Origin of the sequence: Micromonospora sp. LH3U1, assembly GCF_028475105.1 — a bacterium.
In the GTDB taxonomy this organism is placed as follows: Bacteria; Actinomycetota; Actinomycetes; order Mycobacteriales; family Micromonosporaceae; genus Micromonospora.
The window spans coordinates 2079731-2098035 of sequence record NZ_CP116936.1 but is presented as its reverse complement, the minus strand read 5'-3'; the positions used below and the strand labels follow the sequence as shown (position 1 = coordinate 2098035).

Genomic DNA, 18305 nt, shown 5'->3' with positions numbered 1-18305 from the left:
GCTGACAGTCAGGTGGTGTGGTTGTCCCTCGGCAGCCAGACCCGCATGGTGGACGAACCCCGGCGGGCCCAGCGGTGGTAAGGCACCAGGCGCACCGACCCGGGGTCGGCTGCGCCTGACACCGGACGATCGGATGCGTAGGGCCAGGTGTCCGAAACGGGCGGCTCGGTGTAGCCGGCGACGACAGCGCCGTCGGCCACCTCCTGCGGCTCGGTCGAGGTGTCGACGCGGAGCAGGTCCAGATCGGCCTGGTCCTGATCGACGGACTCGGCGCAGAGCACCACCGGTCCGCGTTCCACCGCCACACAGCCGCGTACCCCGTCGATACGGGGATCGGGAAACGTCCATCTCGGACGCATTGGCAACTCCAGCCGGAACTCGTCGCCGACCTCGAACACCCGGGTCACCTCGACGGTGCCCGGAGCGGCCGGACGACGCTGATCGCCGTCGACGAGCACCGCGCCGTCGGCCCAGCGCGGCACCCGCATCGTGATGGCGAACGGGCCGCCGTCGGTTTCGGTGACACGCACGGAGACGATGCCGTCGTCGGGATACCGGGTCTGCATCCGGATGCCGATCCGACGACCGTCGGCCAGGCAGGTACGCACGTCGGCGTCGGCGTACTGGTGCAGTTGCAGCCCGCGCTCGTCGGCGCTGGCCAGATAGGTCGCCAACGTGGCGAGGATGCGGCCCAGGTTGCCCAGGCAGCAGGACACCTCGAACCAGGGCGCGCGCGGACCGCCCGCGAAGTCGAGCTGCTCCTGGTCCGGCGGAAGGTTCCGGGTCGGTGTTCGCTGGTGCAGGGTGTGGGCGTAGAAGAAGGAGGTGCCGTCGTCGCTGATCGCGGTGGCGAGCACGTTGTAGAGGATCCGTTCGATCAGGTCGCCGTAGCGCGGCGCACCGGTGGCGAGCAGCAGGCGCCAGGCGACCATGACGGCGGCCACGCCGGCACAGGTCTCCGAGTAGGCCCGGTCGGCGGGCAGGACGAAGTCGTCGCCAAACGCCTCGTCCGCGTGCCGTGACCCCATCCCACCGGTCAGGTACGTACGCCGAGAGACGGTTCGGTCGAACTGCCGGATCACCGCGTCGAGCAGTTCCCGGTCGCCGGTCTCGACGGCCACGTCCACCGCGCCGCTCGTCAGGTAGAGGGAGCGGACCGCGTGCCCACGAAGCACCTCGGCCTCCCGCACCGGGATGTCGTCGCTGGAATAGGACCAGCCGAACTGCTGCATGGGCAGGCTGCGGTGACCCCGCCGCTGCAGAAACAACGCGGCCTGGTCGAGGTAGCGCTGTTCACCGGTGAGCCGCGCCAACTCGACCAGGGCCGGCTCGATCTGTGGGTGCCCGCAGAGCCCCCACACACCGTCCGACCCGAAGGTGTCGCAGACCTGGTCGGCTGCGCGGCGGGCGATCCCGAGCAGATCATCCGGTCCGGTGGTGCGGGTCCGCGCGACGGCGGCCTGCACCAGATGCCCGGTGCAGTACAACTCGTGCCCCGAGCCCAGGTCGCTGTAGCGGGGGCGTTGGCCGGGCTGGCCGAAGGCGGTGTTGAGGTAGCCGTCCGATGCCTGGGCCGCGGCGAGCATCGCGGTGAGCTCGACCACCTCACGGTCGCGGGACCGGTCTGCGCCCCGGCCGACCTCCCAGGACATCGCCTCGATGAGCTTGTAGACCTCGGAGTCGGAGAATTCGCGGCCGCGTCGCTCCTGCGACCCCCGGCCGTCCTTGGCGGTGGTGAAGTTTCCGGTCCAGCCGAGCTTGTCCATCCACGATCTGCCGTGGTCGAGCGTTGTGCCGCCGTTCACCTGCTGCCGGAGGGCCCAGGACCCACCGATGATCCGCGCCTCGCCCAGACCGAGCGGGCGCAGCGATCCTCGCGACGGGATCACGGGACGGCCACCCGTGGGGTCAGCGGCGGCAGACGTGACTGACATGTAGCTCCTTCGCCGGTGAGTCGACGTGGGCGGAAGCACTCCTGTGTGCACTCACCCTGGTCTACGAAAAGGTTTTCGGCAAGATGCCAAAGTCGTTACATATCGACGACATCCGCCACCCATGACGGCGTTCCGGCGAGCCGTTAGACTGCCCGTTGCAGGCGTCCGGATCTCAATAGGTTTCGAAAGGCTTTCGTGGGCAGGCGACGATCAGAGTCAGTGACCCTCAGCGACGTGGCCAGCCGGGCGGGCGTCTCGGTGGCCACCGCGTCGAAGGCGCTCAACCAACGTGGCGAGGTCGCACCCGCCACCCGGGAACGGGTGCTGCGTGCCGCAACCGAGCTGTCGTTCCAACCCAATGTGCTCGCACGCGGGCTGATCTCCGGCAGCACCCGCACCATCGGGCTGCTCACCGACGAACTCGGCGGCCGGTTCTCCATCCCGATCCTCCTGGGGGTGGAGAACGCACTCGGCAACGAACAGATGTCGGTACTGCTCTGCGACGCCCGGGGCGACGCGATCCGCCGCCAGCACTACATCCGTACGCTGCTGGCCCGGCAGGTCGACGGGTTCATCATCCTGGGCGACAGCAACGACTTCCGGCCCTCGATAACCCGGGACATTCCCGTCCCGGTGGTCTACGTCTACGCCGAGTCCACCGACCCCGACGACCTCTCGCTCATCGCCGACGACGAGGGCGGCGCCCGACTCGCCGCCGAGCACCTGGTCTCACTCAACCGGCGTCGGATCGGGCACATCACCGGTCCGGAGAGCTACCGGGCCGCCCGCGACCGGGTGACCGGCCTGCGCCGGGTGCTGGACGAATCAGGGCTTCCCCTCATCGGCGGCGGCCCCCGCCACGGCGAGTGGTCCCAGCGCTGGGGTCGTCAGGCCACCCGGATGCTGCTCGCCGCCGACCCGGACGTCGACGCGATCTTCTGCGGCAACGACCAGATCGCGACCGGGGCGGTCGAGACGCTGCTCGAGCACGGGCGTCGCATCCCCGACGACGTGGCCGTCGTCGGCTACGACAACTGGGAGGACTTCGCCGCCGACTGCCGGATCCCGCTCACCACGGTCGACCTCAACCTGCAACAACTCGGCGCCACCGCCGTGGCGCACCTGTTCGCGGCACTCGGCGGCGAACGCCCCTCCGGTGTGCTGCGCCAACCGTGCCGCATGGTCATCCGCGAATCCACCGGCCCGGTGCCGGCGAGTCAGGAGCGCGCGGCCTCCTGAGCTGGCAAATCAGCACCGTTTCAGCCCCGCTTCAGGTTGCTGAATACGTTCGCGCCATGACACCAAAACGACCCTCGCGTACGAGGTGCGGGGCTGCTGTCGTGGCGATGATCGCGGTCACGGCGGCAAGCGCACTCGTCGCCGCACCCGCGGCGGCCAGTCCCGTTTCCATCCCCCAGGCGACGCTCACCGAACGGGCCTTCGGCCAGGTAACCGAGATCCACATCCGGGGTGCCGATCGGATCAAGACCGCAGTGCTGTCGGCCGAGTTCGTCCAGTGGCACCGGCTGCACCCGAACGCCACGGCCGAACAGGCACAGACCCAGCTCACGGCGCGCAAGCAACTGCTCGACAGCTCGTTGACCGCGTTCGACCTGCTGGTGCCCGAGCAGGACCTGGTGCTCAAATCCGTCGACGTCCTCATCGGCGCGCCCGGCGGCGACACCCGGACCTCGCCGGAGATCAACGGCCTGATCGGCGCCGTGATCGGCAAGGCGGTCGAGCCATGGGACACCCGCGAAGAGCTCGCGTCCGGCGCGCTGCGCACCGCCCAGTGGCTGCGCGGCCGCGACGACGCGCTCACCGGGGTGTGGTCCGCGGTCCGCCAGGCCGGGGCAGCCAGCGCACCGATCGCCACCGCCTGGAACGCCGTGCTCGGCGCGCCGTTCGGCGTCGACGTGACCAGCACCTACGACGAACTCAAGGGCGACCCCGGGCTGTCGCTCGTGGACCTCGACGCGATCCTCGCGCTCCAGGGCGACCCGGTTGCGTACGTCGCGGCGGCCAAGCAGCAGCTCGGGTCTCTGCACGCGCAGTTGCTCGGCCTGAGCGTGGAGATCCGTCTCGAAATCGGCGACAACAACCGCAAGTGTCCACCCGAGGGCCCACCGAGCGCCGAGTGCACCGCGGCGGCCAAGAAGGCCGCCGAGGATCGCGACAAGGGGCGGCAGCAGACGATCTCCGACATCAAAGCCGGGGTGGGCATGGTCTCCACCATCATCGGGTTCGCCGACCCCGACGCCGGCAAGAAGTCCAAGGTGATCGGCGAGGCGGTCCTCACCACGATCAGCGCGATCTCCAAGTACGCGGCGGCGATCACGGGCCGGGGCCTGGCGGGCTCGATCTTCAGCACCGCGACGTTGGCGATGACCGGCAACGTCTTCGGTGCGGTGATGTCGATCGTCGGGCTCTTCGGCAGCAGCGCCCCGTCGCTGGACCAGCAGATCCTTGCCCAGGTCAAGGCGCTGCGCGACGAAGTGCGCGCCCTCGGCAACGAGATGCGCGCCAGCTTCGCGCGGGTCGAGGCTCAGATCAACACGGTGTACGCGAACATGATGGCCCAGTTCGACAAGCTGAACGCGGCCATCGCCGGCAACACGGCGCAGATCACCCTCGTCCAGCAGCAGGTCGCTCAGCTCGGCCTGCGCCTGGAGGACATCGCCGCCACCGTGCTGGCCGCGATCGGCGACGCCACCCTGCACGACGCCCGCGCCGACATCAACCAGTACATCGGCTACCAGGAGAACTTCGGCCAGCCGATCCCGACGTACAGCGAGTTCGTGGGTCCGGAGAACGAGTTTCACCTGACCTCCACGCAGTTGGCCAGCGGCGCCGCTTTCGTGGTGCCCAAGACCGACGCGGACAACCCGGCGCTCGACCCGACCACCGTGCTCAACAGCTTCGGCGAAGCCCGGTCGATCAACTACCTGGCCCGCCTCGCCAGCGGACGCGACCCTTCGATGGTCGAACCGGCGACGCCGGTCGGCAACCCGACGGTGTGGAACCTCGGCGCGCAGGCGTACTCCATGCTGATGCTGCAGAACCCGACCTACGCCGCCCAGGTCAGCGTCGGCCGCCCGGCGCAGATCGAGGCCGAGGGCACGCGCATCGCCGACCTCGCGGCCAGCTTCGGTCAGCCGGTCGACGGCAACGCCAACAGCCTGATCACGGGGCTGCTCAACGAGTACGTCGCGGCAACCAACGAGTTGTCGAGCGCGCTGGCCGCCTTCCGGACCAACGAGGTCCAGGTCCGCTGGGAGCCGGACGCCAACGGCGTACAGGTGAAGACGCCCAAGACCTACGACCTGTTCTGGGACACGGACAAGCCGCTCGCCGCAGCGCCCGCGAAGGCCGACGAGGCGACGGTGGTCTCCTGTAGCGGCACCAGGCAGATCGACCGGCCCAGCAACGTTCGCTACGACCTGATGTCGAACGTGGTGCGGGCACTCCAGTACGCGTACACACCGCGTGCTGGCGAGCCACCGGCGGGCGTACGGGAGTTGCCCGAGGTCGGCTACTGCTACACGCCGAGTTGGGTCCACACCCGCACGACCGGCTATGACACCGGGGTGATCCGCTACTACGGCAAGCTGCGGCTCCAGATCCACAGCCGGTTCCGGCTGAACTCCACCGCAGCGTGGCAGAACTCGCGGACCGCCGACTACACCTGGCCCACCGAGCAGGTCTACCAGATCGACTGCGAGCAGTTCAACTGCGACAGCGAGACCACGCCCGAGCAGGGCCTGACCCAGAAGTGGCCGTCCGGACGATCCACCTTCGCGATCGCCGCGACGGCCGTGGACAACACGGCGCTGGACGCCTCACTGACGCCCACCCTGCGCGGTTTCCTCCAGACCCGGCAGAAGTCCATGTACGACCGGGTTCGGGACGTCAGCACCCAGGTCAGCGGGCCGGTGCCCAGCGCGCTCAAGAAGATGAACACGTCGGCGCGACTGCTCCAGGCGTACACCCGGCTGGGCCTGCCCAACGCACTGGACTCGGACGATGTGTTGTCCGCGAACCTGTTCGGGCAGTACCAGATTCCGGTGAACATGCCGACGGATGCCAAGGTGGGCAACGCCTACGCGAAGGCGGGCGGAAACTACGCGCTCTGCGAGAGCGCGCCGTGCTCACCCGACCCCAGCCGTCCACTGCGCGACCAGGTCAGCCTCAAGCTGCCCTGCGAGCCCGCGGTCGACTCGTCGAACCTGCCCGGTGACCCCCTCGGGGACTGCCTGGTCACCAGTGCGCGGTCCCGCGCCGCCGCGCTGCTCCAGCGGTACGAGGTCTGGGCGGACCAGATGACCGCAGGGCTCCACCGCGAGCGGGTGCCCTGGATGAACGACACCATCACCGGGCTGCGCATCACCACGCGCCTCACCCACGCCAACTGACACCCGCGGTGCCGGTGCCTCCGGGCGCCGGCACCGCATTCGTGGCAATGCGTGAATGGCCCTGATTCTTCACTTCGATGTCACCGCTCGATCTCACAGGTGACGTGTCGGTGACTGTCCGCAGGAGTTGGCTGTCAAACGTCGCACTTGTCCTGACCAGGAGCTGATCCCCGTGCCTTCCTCTCGTCGTACCTTCCTCGCTGGTGGCGCCGCCGCCGGCGTGGGCCTTGCCGTCGCCGGCGGCCTGCCGTCCCTGGCCCAGGCCAGCCCGGGCCGGCCGCACCCGCCGGTCAAGGCCGGCCCCGTGCCCTTCCCGCCGCTCGTTGACGACCCCGCTGGGATCCTGGCCCTGCCCAAGGGCTTCAGCTACACCGTGGTTACCCGGACCGGCGTCACCCGGCTCGACCGCGGCCAGGGCACGACCCCGTCGGACCACGACGGCATGGCCGTCTACGACGCCGGCCACGGCCGTTACACCCTGATCCAGAACCACGAGATCGACCCGGGAGCCGAGTTCGGCGTACCGCACGTCAAGGGAACGGTCTACGACGCGGGCGCCGTCGACGCCGGCGGTTGCACCGTGATCAAGACGGACCGTGCGGGCCGGAACCTGGGTGAGTTCGTCGCCCTCTCCGGCACCATCTCCAACTGCGCCGGCGGGCCGACCCCCTGGGGGACCTGGCTCACCTGCGAGGAGACCGAGGACCGGGCCGGCGACACCTGGGAAGAGGACGGCCGCTCCGGCGTCTACCAGAAGGACCACGGCTACGTCTTCGAGGTGTGGGCCGACGGCAGCGCCGACCCGAGGCCGATCAAGTGCCTGGGCCGCTATTCCCACGAAGCTCTGGCGGTCGACAAGGACCGCACCAGGGTCTACCTCTCCGAGGACGCCGACGAGCCCAACGGCCTCTTCTACCGCTGGACGGCGCCGCGCGGCGTCAAGCTGGGTCCCGGGGTGCTCACCCACCTCGCACCGAACGCCGGTGTCCTCGCCGCGATGCAGATCATCATGGAAGACGGCTCGGTGCTGCCGGACGTCGCCTACCTGACCTCGGCCCAGCTGGGCCGCCCCTTCCCCGTACGGTGGATCGAGGTGCCTGACCGCGACGCGCGGACCAGGTCCGTGCGCGAGCAGTTCACCGACGGCCAGGTCACCCGCGGACGCAAGTTCGAGGGCGTGTGGGGCACCGACGACGGCGTGTACGTCGTCAACTCCTACGCCTGGGACGAGGGTGACCTGCCGACGGACGCGGCCCCGCACGACGGCATGGTCTGGTTCTACAACTACGAGGCCCAGACCATCCAGCTGGTGACCTACTTCCCGCACCAGGCCGCCGCCGAGGAGGGGACGCCGGTCAAGTACAACGACCTCACCTTCGACGGCCCGGACAACGTGACCGTCACCCCGTGGGGAAGCCTCGTGCTCGCCGAGGACGGCGCGGGCGCCTCCCACGTGCTCAGCACGGTGCCGGGCGGCCCAACGTACGCGATCGCCCGCAACCAGCTCAACGACTCGGAGTTCTGCGGGCCGACCTTCAGCGCCGACGGCACGGTGCTCTTCGTCAACATGCAGGACCCCGGCCTCACCCTGGCCATCACCGGCCCGTGGGAGAAGCACCTCGGCTGACACAGAACCAGATCGACCGGTGGGGGTAGGCAATCCGCCTGCCCCCCACCCTCCTCAGTCGAGACAGAACTCGTTGCCCTCGATGTCCTGCATCACGAGGCACGACTCGTTGTCGTCATCGGCAAGCAGTAGTCGCACGCGTGCCGCGCCGAGCGGGACCAGTCGTGCGCATTCGGCCTCAAGCACGGCCAGGCGCTCGTCGCCCACGAGCCCAGTGCCGACCCGCACGTCAAGATGCAGCCGATTCTTGACGACCTTGCCTTCGGGAACCCGCTGGAAGAACAGCCGCGGACCCACACCGGTGGGATCGATGCAGGCGAACGCCGCGCCCTGTTGCTCAGGCGGCAGGGCGCGATCAAAATCGTCCCAGGTAGCAAAACCGCTCGGTGGCGGCGGTACGACATAACCCAACACCTCGCACCAGAAGCGAGCGACGCGCTCAGGTTCTGCGCAGTCGAAAGTGACTTGGACCTGCTTGACCGACGCCATCGGTCCACCATAGAGGTCGTCGTGGGTGCGGGTGAGTCCCGTTCTGCGCCGTTGAGCGCTGACTACGCGGCCGGGCGCCGGCAGCGCCTTTGTGCTCTGGCTGCCGGCCACCGACGGCACTGACGACGACTCACCACCGACAAGTCAGTCGGTGATCACCGGCCAGGCATAGGCGAGCAGGGCGCAGGCGGCACCCAGAAGCGCGAACGAGACACCCCGGGTCGGCAGTGGCAGGGCGGCGAGCACGATCAGGATGACGGCGATGACGTAGAGAAATGCCTGGACCGACACGGGGGGCTCCTCGATCAGGGGATTGATGGCGGTTGACTGTATCCGCCGGGATGCTGCCGCGCTCGTTGCGCGGGCTGTCCACCTGGCCTACTGCAGCCACCGCAGTGCGGCTTCGGCAGTGTCCTCGGGGCTGCTATTGAATGCGATGGCCGCCCCGGGAGCATGCTGCCGAACAAGGTTGACCACCTTCTCGAAGAACTCGAGCAACGGCTCATGCTTGCGGATACCGCCCCCCACCACCACGCAGGCGTAGTCCTGCCTGGTCAGCGCCTCGACGATCGCTTCCTCGGCGTTGTCGTCGGGTACCACCAAGCACATGTCGGCCTCTATGTGATGATCGTCAAACCGAGCCTGACCACGCGCGATCGCCGCTACGACCGGCTCAGGATCCCAGCCAGGGATTCTGACGGGATCGAGACCGATCACCAGGACTCGCCCCCGTGCCATGCGTCCTCCTTCTTTGCGCAAAGGGTCTGGCCCAGCACGCGGCGCCAGATCCGCCGAACACCATCACTTCGTCGGTAGGGCGTGTCAGACGACCCCGATGCTGCCATAGGGATACCAGATTGCTCGGTTCCTGCCACCGCAACCGAGCAGTACGGCCACGGGTTGCTCGGCGTGCTGATGGAGCCCAGGAACGCACCGGGTCGCGAACCAGCCCTCGAAGAGCGGCGAACCGGCTCTCGCCGACAGAACCCGGGCGGACTGTCCTCGACATGAGCGAGCGTCGCCTGCCTTTTGACGGGCGTCTCGGTGAGCAGGCCAGGGGGACAGGGCCGGTGGCTTATGGTGATAAACCGGGCGGCACTCTCGTCGCGTGTTGTGTGGGACGGGTGTCCGGCCCAGGCCCGTAGGGTCTTCACGTTGTCCAGCTGGAGGGTGGACCGATGACCGAGAGCACCTCGGCGCGCCCGGTGTCGACGGCCGGCAGCGGCTGTTCGGCTGTTCACACCCGCCTACGTGCGCGGCTGACCGAGGCCGACGTCGGGAGGGCTGGCGTCCGCGGCACCTGCGCCGCCGTACCGACTGCAAACGCCCGCGACGTCAACCACTGCTGAGATGGACTGGGCCGGATGGGCGTTGTTCGGGTTGGTCGCCACCGCGGCGCTCACCGCGGCGATGATAACCGCTCAACTGGCCGGCCTCACTCGGCTCGACCTTCCCCTGGTGCTCGGGACCCTCGTCACCGAGGACCCGGATCGGGCCCGAGTCGTCGGGTTCCTCCTTCACCTCTGCGTCGGTCAGGGTTTCGCCCTCGGTTACGCGGCCGCGTTCGCCCTGTTGCACCGCGCCACCTGGTGGATCGGAGGGTTGTTCGGGATGCTGCACGTCGGGATTGCGCTGACGGTGATTCTGCCGCTGCTTCCAGGTGTCCACCCGCGCATGGCCTCGCAGCGGGCGGGGCCGGCCAGCACGGCCGTGTTGGAGCCGCCCGGCCTGTTCGCCCTCAACTACGGCATCCAGACCCCCGTGGTCACGGCTGTCGTCCACGTCATCTACGGGGTCTGTCTCGGACTGCTCCTCCAAGCCAAGTGACCCGCACCTCACTGGTATCCCCGCCTGATGGGCTGTGTTCACCAGTGCGACTCGTTGGGAAGCGATCTCCATGACCGGTGCGCCCGACACGACGTCTCCCCGGCCCTCGGCGCCGATCAGCGACTACGGCCTGCTGGGTGACACACGCACCGCTGCCCTGGTCGCGAGTGACGGCGGGATGGACTGGCTCTGCGTGCCCCGCTTCGACGGCGAGCCCCTGTTCGGCCGGCTGGTCGGAGGCCCGCAGGCGGGAACGTTCCGGGTTGGACCCTCCCGGCCAGCAGTGGTCGTCGAGCGACGTTACCGGCAGCACACCGCCACCCTGGAGACCACCTGGGCGGTGGGCAGCGGCCGGCTCAGCCTCACCGAGGCCATGGTGGCCGAGGTCAGCGGCCGCCTGCTGCCCACGACACTGATCGTGCGGCGTCTGTCGGCCGAGCAAGCAGCGGTCGACGTCGTCGTGGAGTTCGACCCCCGCCTCGGCGCACGGCACCGCAGGCCCCGAGTCCACCACCGGCGCCAGGCCCTCGTGTGTGAGTGGGGGCCGCTCGCGGTTTCGCTGGGCAGCACGCCCGAACTCAGCATCGAACCGGGTCGGCCCACCTCGATCACGGTCATACCAGGCCGTCCCGTCACCCTCGTACTGGCCGTGGCCCACCGCGAACCGCTCATCCACGTCGAGCCGGGAGCCGTCTGGGAACTGCTCAGCGAGGACGAAGCCCGATGGCGGGCCTGGGCCGCGGAAATCGACGAGACGCTGCCTTTCCGCGAACACGTCGTACGAAGCCTGCTCACCTTGCGTCTGCTGACGTACTCGCCCTCGCGAGCCCCGGTTGCCGCACCCACCACGTCATTGCCCGAGGATCTCGGCGGGGTACGAAACTGGGACTACCGCTATGTCTGGCCCCGCGACGCCAGCATCGGCGTCAGCGCCTTCCTCAGCCTCGGCAAGACAGACGAGGCCCGCGGGTTCCTCGCGTGGCTGTTGCACGCCAGCCGGCTGCAGCGGCCACGCCTACCGGCACTGCTCACCCTGCACGGCCGCCGCGTACCAGCGGAGCGGGAACTAACCAACTGGCCCGGCTATCTCGACAGCCTGCCGGTACGGATCGGCAACGGCGCCGCCAGCCAACACCAGCTCGACGGCTACGGCTGGGTGATCGACGCCGCCTGGGCGTTCGCTCAGGCCGGACACCGCCTTTACGCCGAGACGTGGCGGTCGGTGCGCGGTTTCGCCGACGTGGTCGCCGGCTGTTGGCAGGAGCCCGACGCCGGTATCTGGGAGGTCCGCGAACCCGCCCAACACGTCCATTCCAAGCTCATGGGCTGGCTCGCCCTGGACCGTGCCCTGGCCATCGCCGACACTCACCCCCTGCGGGACCGCCAGCGCCGACGCTGGCAGAAATCCCGTGACGCCATCGCCGCCGAGGTTCGGACTCACGGCTTCGACCCGACGGCGGCCAGCTACGTCCGTAGCTACGGCTCCCAGGATCTCGACGCGGCCCTGCTCGTCCTGCCGCTGCTCGGCATGGACAACATCGGGTCGCCCCGGGTACGCGGCACCATCGACGCCATTCGGGACAGGCTCTCCGCCGGTGGTCCGCTCCTCTACCGCTACCCGCCGGGACGAGACGGCCTACCCGGCACCGAAGGCGCGTTCCTGCCCTGCTCATTCTGGCTCGTTCAGGGCCTCGCACGCACCGGGCGCCGCATCGAGGCCGTCGAACTGTTCCAGGCCATGCTCGACTACGCCAGCCCACTCGGCCTCTACGCCGAAGAGGTGGACCCCGCGACGGGGGGCCACCTCGGCAACTACCCGCAGACGCTGACCCACGCCGCGCTCATCCAAGCCGCACTCGCCATCCGAGACTCCCCCGACCACTGATCCGGTATCCGCCTGGCCGCCGACCAACGCGGCCCGGCGCTGGTGATCGTGCGTATTCTCAACAGGCCGTTGGGAGCAGGAAAGGCGGTCCACGCATGTTCAACACGGCGCGCCTGCAGGTTGTGCTGGAGATCGCCCGGCACGGGACCATCGTCGCCGCCGCCGAGCAGCTCCGGCTCAGCCCGTCCGCCGTCTCCCACCAGCTCGCCGCTCTGGAGCAGGAGGCCGGGGTGGCGCTGGTGGACCGAGGGCCGCGAAGCCTGCGGCTCACCGTGGCGGGTCAGCGGCTGGCCGACTACGCGCAGCAGATCATCGATCTGATGTCAGCCGCCCGCGACGAGCTGTCGGCCCATGGGGACGGCCGGCGGGGCCTGCTGCGGATCGGCTTCTTCGCCACCGCCGGCACGGAGTTGCTGCCGCGCGCTCTGTCCAGCTTCACCGCCGACCACCCTCAGGTCGAGTTGGCGTTGATCCTGGGGCAGCCGTCCGACCTGCTCCCCCAGCTCAACCAGGGCGAGCTTGACCTCGTGGTGGTGTTCGACCATCCGCTGAGTCCCGCCCCGGAGATTTCCCCCGGCGCCAAGGTCTCTTCACTGATGATTGATCCACAACTGGTGGTACTCCCGGCCGGCCACCCGCTCGCCGGGCGGCGGCTGCGGCTCACCGACCTGGCCGACGAGCCGTGGATCACCACGCTCGGTGTGCAGGGCGAGGTCTCCGTGCTGGAGTTGGCGGCGCGCGCCGAGGGATTCCAGCCCCGGATCCGCTGCCGCAGCGACCACTACGAGGTGGTGCTGGGCCTGGTCCGGGCCGGTGTCGGCGTCGCGTTGGTGCCGTCGCTGGGTCTGCGCGACCCCGGCGAGGTGGCGGTCCAGCCGCTCGCCCACGCCAACCTGCACCGGGAGATCGGGGTGGCGCTGCGCCCCGGCAACCCGAACCCGGTGGTCGGCAGTTTCGTGGACCGGCTGACCGACGCCGCGGCAGGGCTCAGTCAGGAGCTCATGGAGCGGTGGCCGCGGGTGCCGGCGAGCCGGTCTACGGCCGTGCCCCACCGCCGCAGCTCCCCCACCGCGGCCCGTTCCGCGCCGGACGGGAAGGCCGCGACCACGGCGTAGACGACGGTGCGCCGGCCGACGACGATGCCGGCGTCGGCGCGTACCCCGGTGTCGGTGCCGGTCTTGTTCATCACCTGGACGCCGGCGACCGACCAGGGGTCGTGGCGGATGGTGTCGGCGACGAGCGTGCGGTCGGTGTTCTGCGCGAGCCACCCGCGCAGCAGTCCGGACGCCCGCTGACCCTGCCAGGTTCCGGTCGCCACGTCCGCGAGGAGAGCGCAGAGGTCGTGGGCGGTGCCGGTTGCGAACGTCGGTGGTACGTCCGGGCCGCGGGTGGCCCGGATCCGGTCGTGCACAGTGGTGTCCCGAAGGCCGCTGCGGCGGGCCAGGTCCTGCACGGCGTCGAGGGTCACCAGCCGCAGCAGGGCGTTCGTGGCCGCGTTGTCGCTCACCGTGGCTACCGCGGTGGTGAGGTCGGCGACGGTCCACCGTCGCGGCGAGAGCAGGCCGAGCAGGCCGGTTCCGCCGAGTGCCCGGTCGTCGTCGAGCAGGTCGACCGGATGGTCGGGGGCGAGGGTCCCGTCGGCGAGGCGGCGGGCCACCTCGCCGAGTAGCAGCAGCTTGCCGACACTGGCGAGCGGCAGGACGAGGTCCGGGTCGAGCGAGAGGATGCGCCCGTCGTCCAGCCGTCGCACCATCGCACCGACGCGCGTGGGGGCGGCCGGGCCGTCGGCGGTCACGTCCGCCTCGGCGTGGCAGGCGCGCGGTCCGCTACGGCCAGCACCCGACCCGGTCGGGCCTCGGTGACCCGGTCGCCGTCCACGACGACCCGGCCGTCGACCACGACGTAGCGGACGCCACGCGGCGGCGCGAGCGGGTCGTCGTAGGTCGCGCCGTCGGCGGCCTCGGCGGGGTCGAGGACGACCAGGTCCGCCGCGTACCCGTCGGCGAGCAGACCCCGCCCGGTCAGGCCGAAACGGTGGGCGGGCATCCCGGTCATCTTGTGCACGGCCTCGGTCAGGCTCAGCAGGCCCACGTCACGGACGTAGTGGCCGAGCACCCGGGCGAAGCTGCCCGCCCAGCGCGGATGGGGCCGCCCCGGCTTGGGCACGCCGTCGGAGCAGAGCATGGCCAGCGGGCTGGCGAGTACCCGCCGCACGTCGTCCTCCCGCATCGAGTGGCTGAGGATGGTCACGTTGCCGGCCTCGGCCGCGAGCAGGTCGCAGACCCAGTCGACGGGGTCGACGCCGCGGGCGGCGGCGAGGTCGGCGATGGTGTGCCCCTCGACCTCCGGGCTGGTCGGGGCGGACGCAACCCTGATCAGGTCCCAGCCGCCGTTGCCGACGGTGTTCTCCCAACCGGGCAGCCCGGCGGCCAGGTCCGCGCGGATGCGGTCCCGGACCGTCGCCTCTCGGACGGCGGTGAGCATCGCCGGCACGCCATCGGCGATGACCCAGGGCGGGAGCAGGGCGTGCAGTGCCGTGCTCCCGGCGGTGTACGGGTAGACGTCGCAGAGGACGTCCAGCCCTTCGGCCCGTGCCCGCTCGAGTCGGGCCAGGGTGCGCACCGTCGCGCCCCAGGAACGTCGCCCGGCCGTCTTGTGGTGCGACACCTGCAACGCCGCCCCGGCCGCGGTGGCGATCTCGATCGCTTCTTCCAGCGCCGACTCGACCTGCGACATCTCGTCGCGCAGGTGCGTCACGTACGGCTTGCCGTGCGCGGCGGCGACCCGGGCGAGCGCGATGACCTCGTCGGTGCCCGCGTTCACCCCCGGCGAGTAGATCAGGCCGGTGGAGAGTCCGGCCGCGCCAGCGGTGAGCGCCTCGTCGAGCAGCGCGCACATGTGCCGGAGCTCGTCGGCGGTGGCCCGGCGCTGCGCGAAGCCGACGACCGCGGCGCGGAGCGTGCCGTGGCCCACCAGGGTGGCGAGGTGATTGCGCCGAGCCGCGCCCTGCGCAGCGGCGAACTCCGCGAAGGACGCGTAGGTCGCCGCAGGCGGGCCGAACGTCGCGGCGACCAGGTCTCGCACCATCTCGGCCTGCCCTGCCGGGACCGGGAAGGGACTGATCCCGCAGTTGCCACAGATCTCGGTGGTGACGCCCTGGCGCAGCGGCGCGAGGCGCAGCGTCTCTCGCTGCTCGTCGTCGCCGGCGAGCAGGTCGGAGTGGGTGTGCACGTCGATGAAGCCCGGGGTGACGACCAGGCCGCGGGCGTTCACGACCGTGGCGGCGCTGCGGCTGCCCGGTGGCAGCAGCAGCAACCGGCCGTCCCGCACCCCCACGTCGACGCTGCGGGCGGGCGAGCCGCTGCCGTCGATGACTTCACCGTCGGTGACCAGCAGGTCGAGCTCCATCACAGCACCTTGGACAGGAACGCGCGGGTCCGTTCGTGCGCCGGCGCGGCGAGAACATCCCGCGGCGGGCCCTCCTCGACGATCAGGCCGTCGTCCATGAAGACCAGGTGGTCGCCGACCTCGCGGGCGAAGCCCATCTCGTGGGTCACCACGATCATCGTCATGCCGCTCGCCGCCAGGTCCTTCATCACCTCCAACACCTCGCCGACCAGTTCGGGATCGAGCGCCGAGGTCGGCTCGTCGAAGAGCATCAGCTTCGGCGACATCGCCAGGGACCGCGCGATGGCCACCCGCTGCTGCTGCCCGCCGGAGAGCTGCGCCGGGTAGTGGTGCGCCCGGTCGGCGAGCCCGACCCGGTCGAGCAGGTCACCGGCGCGCTTGCGGGCGTCGGCCACCCGGACGCCCTTCACGGCGATCAGGCCCTCCATCACGTTCCCCAGCGCGGTGCGGTGTGGGAAGAGGTGAAACCGCTGGAACACCATGCCGATCGACTCGCGCTGCCGGCGCAACCGGGCGTCCGGCAGCGGTCGCAGCCGCCCGCCGCGCTCCTCGTACCCGATCAGTTCGTCATCGACGTAGATCCGGCCCGCCTGCGGCTCCTCAAGGTGGTTGAGGCAGCGCAGCAGGGTGGACTTGCCGGACCCGGAGGGGCCGACCACGCAGACCACCTGGCCGCGCTCGATGACCAGGTCGATGCCGCGCAGCACCTCGAGGGGGCCGAAGCTCTTGCGTACCTGCCGGCACCGCACCATCGGCGCGGTCATCGCGCGCTCCCGGTGAAGCGCAGGTTGCGGCCGATGCGTCCGCGCAGCGTGCTGGGGACGGTGGTCCCGAAGCCCCGGCTGAACCGGCGTTCCAGGAAGTACTGGCCGACGCTGGCAACGGTGGTGAGGACCAGGTACCAGATGGACGCGACGATGAGCAGGGCGATCACCTCGAAGTTGGTCAGGTAGAGCCGTTGGGCGACAGTGAGCAGGTCAGCACCGGCGATCACCGAGACCAGCGAGGTGGTCTTGAGCATCGAGATGAACTGGTTGCCGGTGGGCGGGACGATGATCCGCATCGCCTGTGGCAGCACCACTCGCCTCATGATCTTCGGGCGGGACATGCCGAGGGCCGCGGCGGCCTCCTGCTGGCCGGGATCGACGGCGCGGAGTCCGGCACGGACGATCTCGCTCATGTAGGCGCCCTCGTTGATGCTGAGCCCGAGCAGCGCCGCGACGAAGCCCGTGACAAGGGCGTTCGTCTCCCAGGTCACCAGCTTCGGGCCGCCGAACGGAACGCCGAGACCGATCTCCGGGAAGATCAGCGCGATGTTGAACCAGAAGATCAGCTGGACCAGGAGTGGCGTGCCCCGGAAGAACCAGACGTAGGCCGTGGCCCCGGTGCGCAGGATCCGGCTGTCGGAGATCTGCATCAGGGCCACCGCCACGCCGAGGACCACGCCGATCAGCATCGACACGACCGTGAGTTGGATGGTGACCCACAGCCCTTCCAGGATGACCCGGTCGAACTGGTAGTCGACGACGATGTCCCAGTGCAGGTTGGGGTTGACGGCGATGGACCACCCCAGCCAGACCAGGACGAGTGCGACCACCCCGGCGGCCAGCCATCGCCCCGGTCGGACCGGGTGGCTTATCCGGTTGGCCTGCGGGGTGTCCGGCCCTGCGGGCGCCGGGTCCGCGGCGCGTACCCGCTCGTCAGCCGTACGGTCCAGGGGCGTGCTCACTTCTGGCCGTTGACGGTGGCCGCCTGGATGGCGCTGCCCGTCACGCCCCACGTCTCCAGGATTTTCGTGTACTCACCGCTGTCGATCAGCTCCTGGAGCGCCCGCTGCACCGCGTCGCGCAACTGGCTGTCCTTCTTGTCGATCGCGATGCCCCACGGTCCGGCCTCGTACTGGGCCTCCAGCACCTCGTACTTGCCGCTCTCCTGGGCGAGCATCTTGGCGACCGGGTAGTCGACGATGGTGGCGACGGCCCTGCCGGCATCGATCTGGAGCAGGCCGGTGGGCGCGTCCTCGCTCTGCGAGATCGTCATCTTCTTGGCGGACGTGGCGTTCTGACCCTCGCCGATGGCGAGGTTGGAGCTGCCCTTGGCCAGCACGACGGTGCGGCCGCACAGGTCGGCGAGGTCCTTGACGCCGGCGGGGTTGCCCTTGGCCACCATGATCGAGCCACCGGCCTGGAAGTAGTCGACGAAGTCGACCGCCTTGCGCCGCTCCTCGGTGTCACTCATCGAGGACATCGCCAGGTCCCAGCGGTCGGCCTGTAGGCCGGGGATGAGACCGGGGAAGCTGGCGTTGGTCATTTCCAGCTTCAGGCCGAGCCTCCCGGCGACGGCCGCCGCCAGTTCCGGGTCGACGCCGATCAGATCCTGGGTGCCCTTCTTGTACATCTCCATCGGTGGGTAGCCCTCGGCGGTGGCGACCCGGAGGGCACCCCTCGCCTTGATGGTGGCCGGCACGAGGTCGGCGGCCTTCGCGTCGGCAGCGACGGACGCGGTGCCGCCGGACTGCGGGGTCTGCCCGCTCGTCGAGCGGCCACAACCCGTGGAAGCGATCGAGATGGTGACGAGGCCGATGACGACGTGGAGCGCACGCTTCCTGAGCACGGCAAACCTCCTGGCTGGGCGACTGGCGGGACCCTATCCGGGATCAGCCAGCGTGAACAGCCTGAGTGCTCTGCATGGTAAGCATCGAAAAAGTCGGTGCTGGGTCAGCC

Annotated in this window: 15 protein-coding genes and 1 pseudogene; 7 read left to right on the top strand and 9 right to left on the bottom strand. The window is 69.9% G+C overall.

All coding sequences use genetic code 11. The features are described from left to right. Nucleotides 1–8: 8 nt before the first annotated feature. Nucleotides 9–1934: a glycoside hydrolase family 127 protein gene (locus tag PCA76_RS09635; RefSeq protein ID WP_272616717.1), complete on the bottom strand. Its 1926-nt coding sequence runs from the start codon at nucleotides 1932–1934 to the stop codon at nucleotides 9–11. 195 nt (nucleotides 1935–2129) lie between these two features. Between PCA76_RS09635 and PCA76_RS09630 the strand changes: the two genes are divergently transcribed. From PCA76_RS09630 to PCA76_RS09620, 3 genes are all read left to right on the top strand, one after another. Continuing rightward, a complete protein-coding gene (locus PCA76_RS09630) occupies nucleotides 2130–3173 on the top strand; it encodes a LacI family DNA-binding transcriptional regulator (protein ID WP_272616715.1) in 1044 nt (347 codons plus the stop codon). Nucleotides 3174–3229: 56 nt separating this feature from the next. Then, complete coding sequence (locus PCA76_RS09625) at nucleotides 3230–6346, top strand: hypothetical protein (protein WP_272616713.1); 3117 nt, start codon at nucleotides 3230–3232, stop codon at nucleotides 6344–6346. A 172-nt stretch (nucleotides 6347–6518) separates the two neighbouring features. Beyond that, entirely contained in the window at nucleotides 6519–7973 is a 1455-nt protein-coding gene (locus tag PCA76_RS09620) for an alkaline phosphatase PhoX (RefSeq protein ID WP_272616711.1), read from the top strand. Between the two features lie 54 nt (nucleotides 7974–8027). Here the strand turns inward: PCA76_RS09620 and PCA76_RS09615 are convergent, their stop codons facing one another. The 3 genes from PCA76_RS09615 to PCA76_RS09605 form a co-directional block, all read right to left on the bottom strand. Continuing rightward, a complete protein-coding gene (locus PCA76_RS09615) occupies nucleotides 8028–8462 on the bottom strand; it encodes a VOC family protein (RefSeq protein WP_272616709.1) in 435 nt (144 codons plus the stop codon). Nucleotides 8463–8606: 144 nt separating this feature from the next. Beyond that, nucleotides 8607–8753, bottom strand: a complete 147-nt coding sequence (locus PCA76_RS09610) for a hypothetical protein (RefSeq protein ID WP_272616708.1) — start codon at nucleotides 8751–8753, stop codon at nucleotides 8607–8609. 87 nt (nucleotides 8754–8840) lie between these two features. Continuing rightward, complete coding sequence (locus PCA76_RS09605; RefSeq protein WP_272616706.1) at nucleotides 8841–9200, bottom strand: hypothetical protein; 360 nt, start codon at nucleotides 9198–9200, stop codon at nucleotides 8841–8843. A gap of 440 nt (nucleotides 9201–9640) precedes the next feature. Here PCA76_RS09605 and PCA76_RS09600 point away from each other — a divergent pair, with 440 nt between their 5' ends. From PCA76_RS09600 to PCA76_RS09585, 4 genes are all read left to right on the top strand, one after another. Then, nucleotides 9641–9811: a hypothetical protein gene (locus PCA76_RS09600; protein WP_272616704.1), complete on the top strand. Its 171-nt coding sequence runs from the start codon at nucleotides 9641–9643 to the stop codon at nucleotides 9809–9811. 1 nt (nucleotide 9812) lies between these two features. Then, nucleotides 9813–10289 carry a hypothetical protein gene (locus PCA76_RS09595; RefSeq protein ID WP_272616702.1) on the top strand — a complete coding sequence of 159 codons (477 nt, stop codon included), beginning with the start codon at nucleotides 9813–9815 and terminating at the stop codon, nucleotides 10287–10289. Between the two features lie 70 nt (nucleotides 10290–10359). Beyond that, complete coding sequence (locus tag PCA76_RS09590) at nucleotides 10360–12174, top strand: glycoside hydrolase family 15 protein (RefSeq protein WP_272616701.1); 1815 nt, start codon at nucleotides 10360–10362, stop codon at nucleotides 12172–12174. A 95-nt stretch (nucleotides 12175–12269) separates the two neighbouring features. Next, nucleotides 12270–13289, top strand: coding sequence for a LysR family transcriptional regulator (locus tag PCA76_RS09585; RefSeq protein ID WP_272616700.1), 1020 nt, complete (start codon nucleotides 12270–12272; stop codon nucleotides 13287–13289). A 47-nt stretch (nucleotides 13290–13336) separates the two neighbouring features. Here the strand turns inward: PCA76_RS09585 and PCA76_RS09580 are convergent. The 5 genes and pseudogenes from PCA76_RS09580 to PCA76_RS09560 all read right to left on the bottom strand — a co-directional run. Continuing rightward, nucleotides 13337–13927 (bottom strand): annotated as a pseudogene (locus tag PCA76_RS09580) (serine hydrolase); the annotation flags it as partial. 38 nt (nucleotides 13928–13965) lie between these two features. Next, nucleotides 13966–15582, bottom strand: coding sequence for an N-acyl-D-amino-acid deacylase family protein (locus tag PCA76_RS09575; protein ID WP_272616699.1), 1617 nt, complete (start codon nucleotides 15580–15582; stop codon nucleotides 13966–13968). Continuing rightward, a complete protein-coding gene (locus tag PCA76_RS09570) occupies nucleotides 15582–16346 on the bottom strand; it encodes an amino acid ABC transporter ATP-binding protein (RefSeq protein ID WP_272616698.1) in 765 nt (254 codons plus the stop codon). Before PCA76_RS09570 ends, PCA76_RS09575 begins: the two co-directional genes overlap by 1 nt. Beyond that, nucleotides 16343–17311, bottom strand: coding sequence for an amino acid ABC transporter permease (locus PCA76_RS09565; RefSeq protein ID WP_272616697.1), 969 nt, complete (start codon nucleotides 17309–17311; stop codon nucleotides 16343–16345). The genes PCA76_RS09570 and PCA76_RS09565 overlap by 4 nt, the downstream gene beginning before the upstream one ends. Next, entirely contained in the window at nucleotides 17308–18195 is an 888-nt protein-coding gene (locus PCA76_RS09560) for an ABC transporter substrate-binding protein (protein ID WP_272616696.1), read from the bottom strand. Before PCA76_RS09560 ends, PCA76_RS09565 begins: the two co-directional genes overlap by 4 nt. Nucleotides 18196–18305: the final 110 nt, after the last annotated feature.

Excerpts from the sequence above, each read along its gene's own strand:
- PCA76_RS09635 (WP_272616717.1), bottom strand. The coding sequence starts at position 1,934 with ATGTCAGTCACGTCTGCCGCCGCTGACCCCACGGGTGGCCGTCCCGTG.
- PCA76_RS09625 (WP_272616713.1), top strand. The coding sequence starts at position 3,230 with ATGACACCAAAACGACCCTCGCGTACGAGGTGCGGGGCTGCTGTCGTG.
- PCA76_RS09615 (WP_272616709.1), bottom strand. The coding sequence starts at position 8,462 with ATGGCGTCGGTCAAGCAGGTCCAAGTCACTTTCGACTGCGCAGAACCT.
- PCA76_RS09605 (WP_272616706.1), bottom strand. The coding sequence starts at position 9,200 with ATGGCACGGGGGCGAGTCCTGGTGATCGGTCTCGATCCCGTCAGAATC.
- PCA76_RS09600 (WP_272616704.1), top strand. The coding sequence starts at position 9,641 with ATGACCGAGAGCACCTCGGCGCGCCCGGTGTCGACGGCCGGCAGCGGC.
- PCA76_RS09595 (WP_272616702.1), top strand. The coding sequence starts at position 9,813 with ATGGACTGGGCCGGATGGGCGTTGTTCGGGTTGGTCGCCACCGCGGCG.
- PCA76_RS09590 (WP_272616701.1), top strand. The coding sequence starts at position 10,360 with ATGACCGGTGCGCCCGACACGACGTCTCCCCGGCCCTCGGCGCCGATC.
- PCA76_RS09585 (WP_272616700.1), top strand. The coding sequence starts at position 12,270 with ATGTTCAACACGGCGCGCCTGCAGGTTGTGCTGGAGATCGCCCGGCAC.
- PCA76_RS09575 (WP_272616699.1), bottom strand. The coding sequence starts at position 15,582 with ATGGAGCTCGACCTGCTGGTCACCGACGGTGAAGTCATCGACGGCAGC.
- PCA76_RS09570 (WP_272616698.1), bottom strand. The coding sequence starts at position 16,346 with ATGACCGCGCCGATGGTGCGGTGCCGGCAGGTACGCAAGAGCTTCGGC.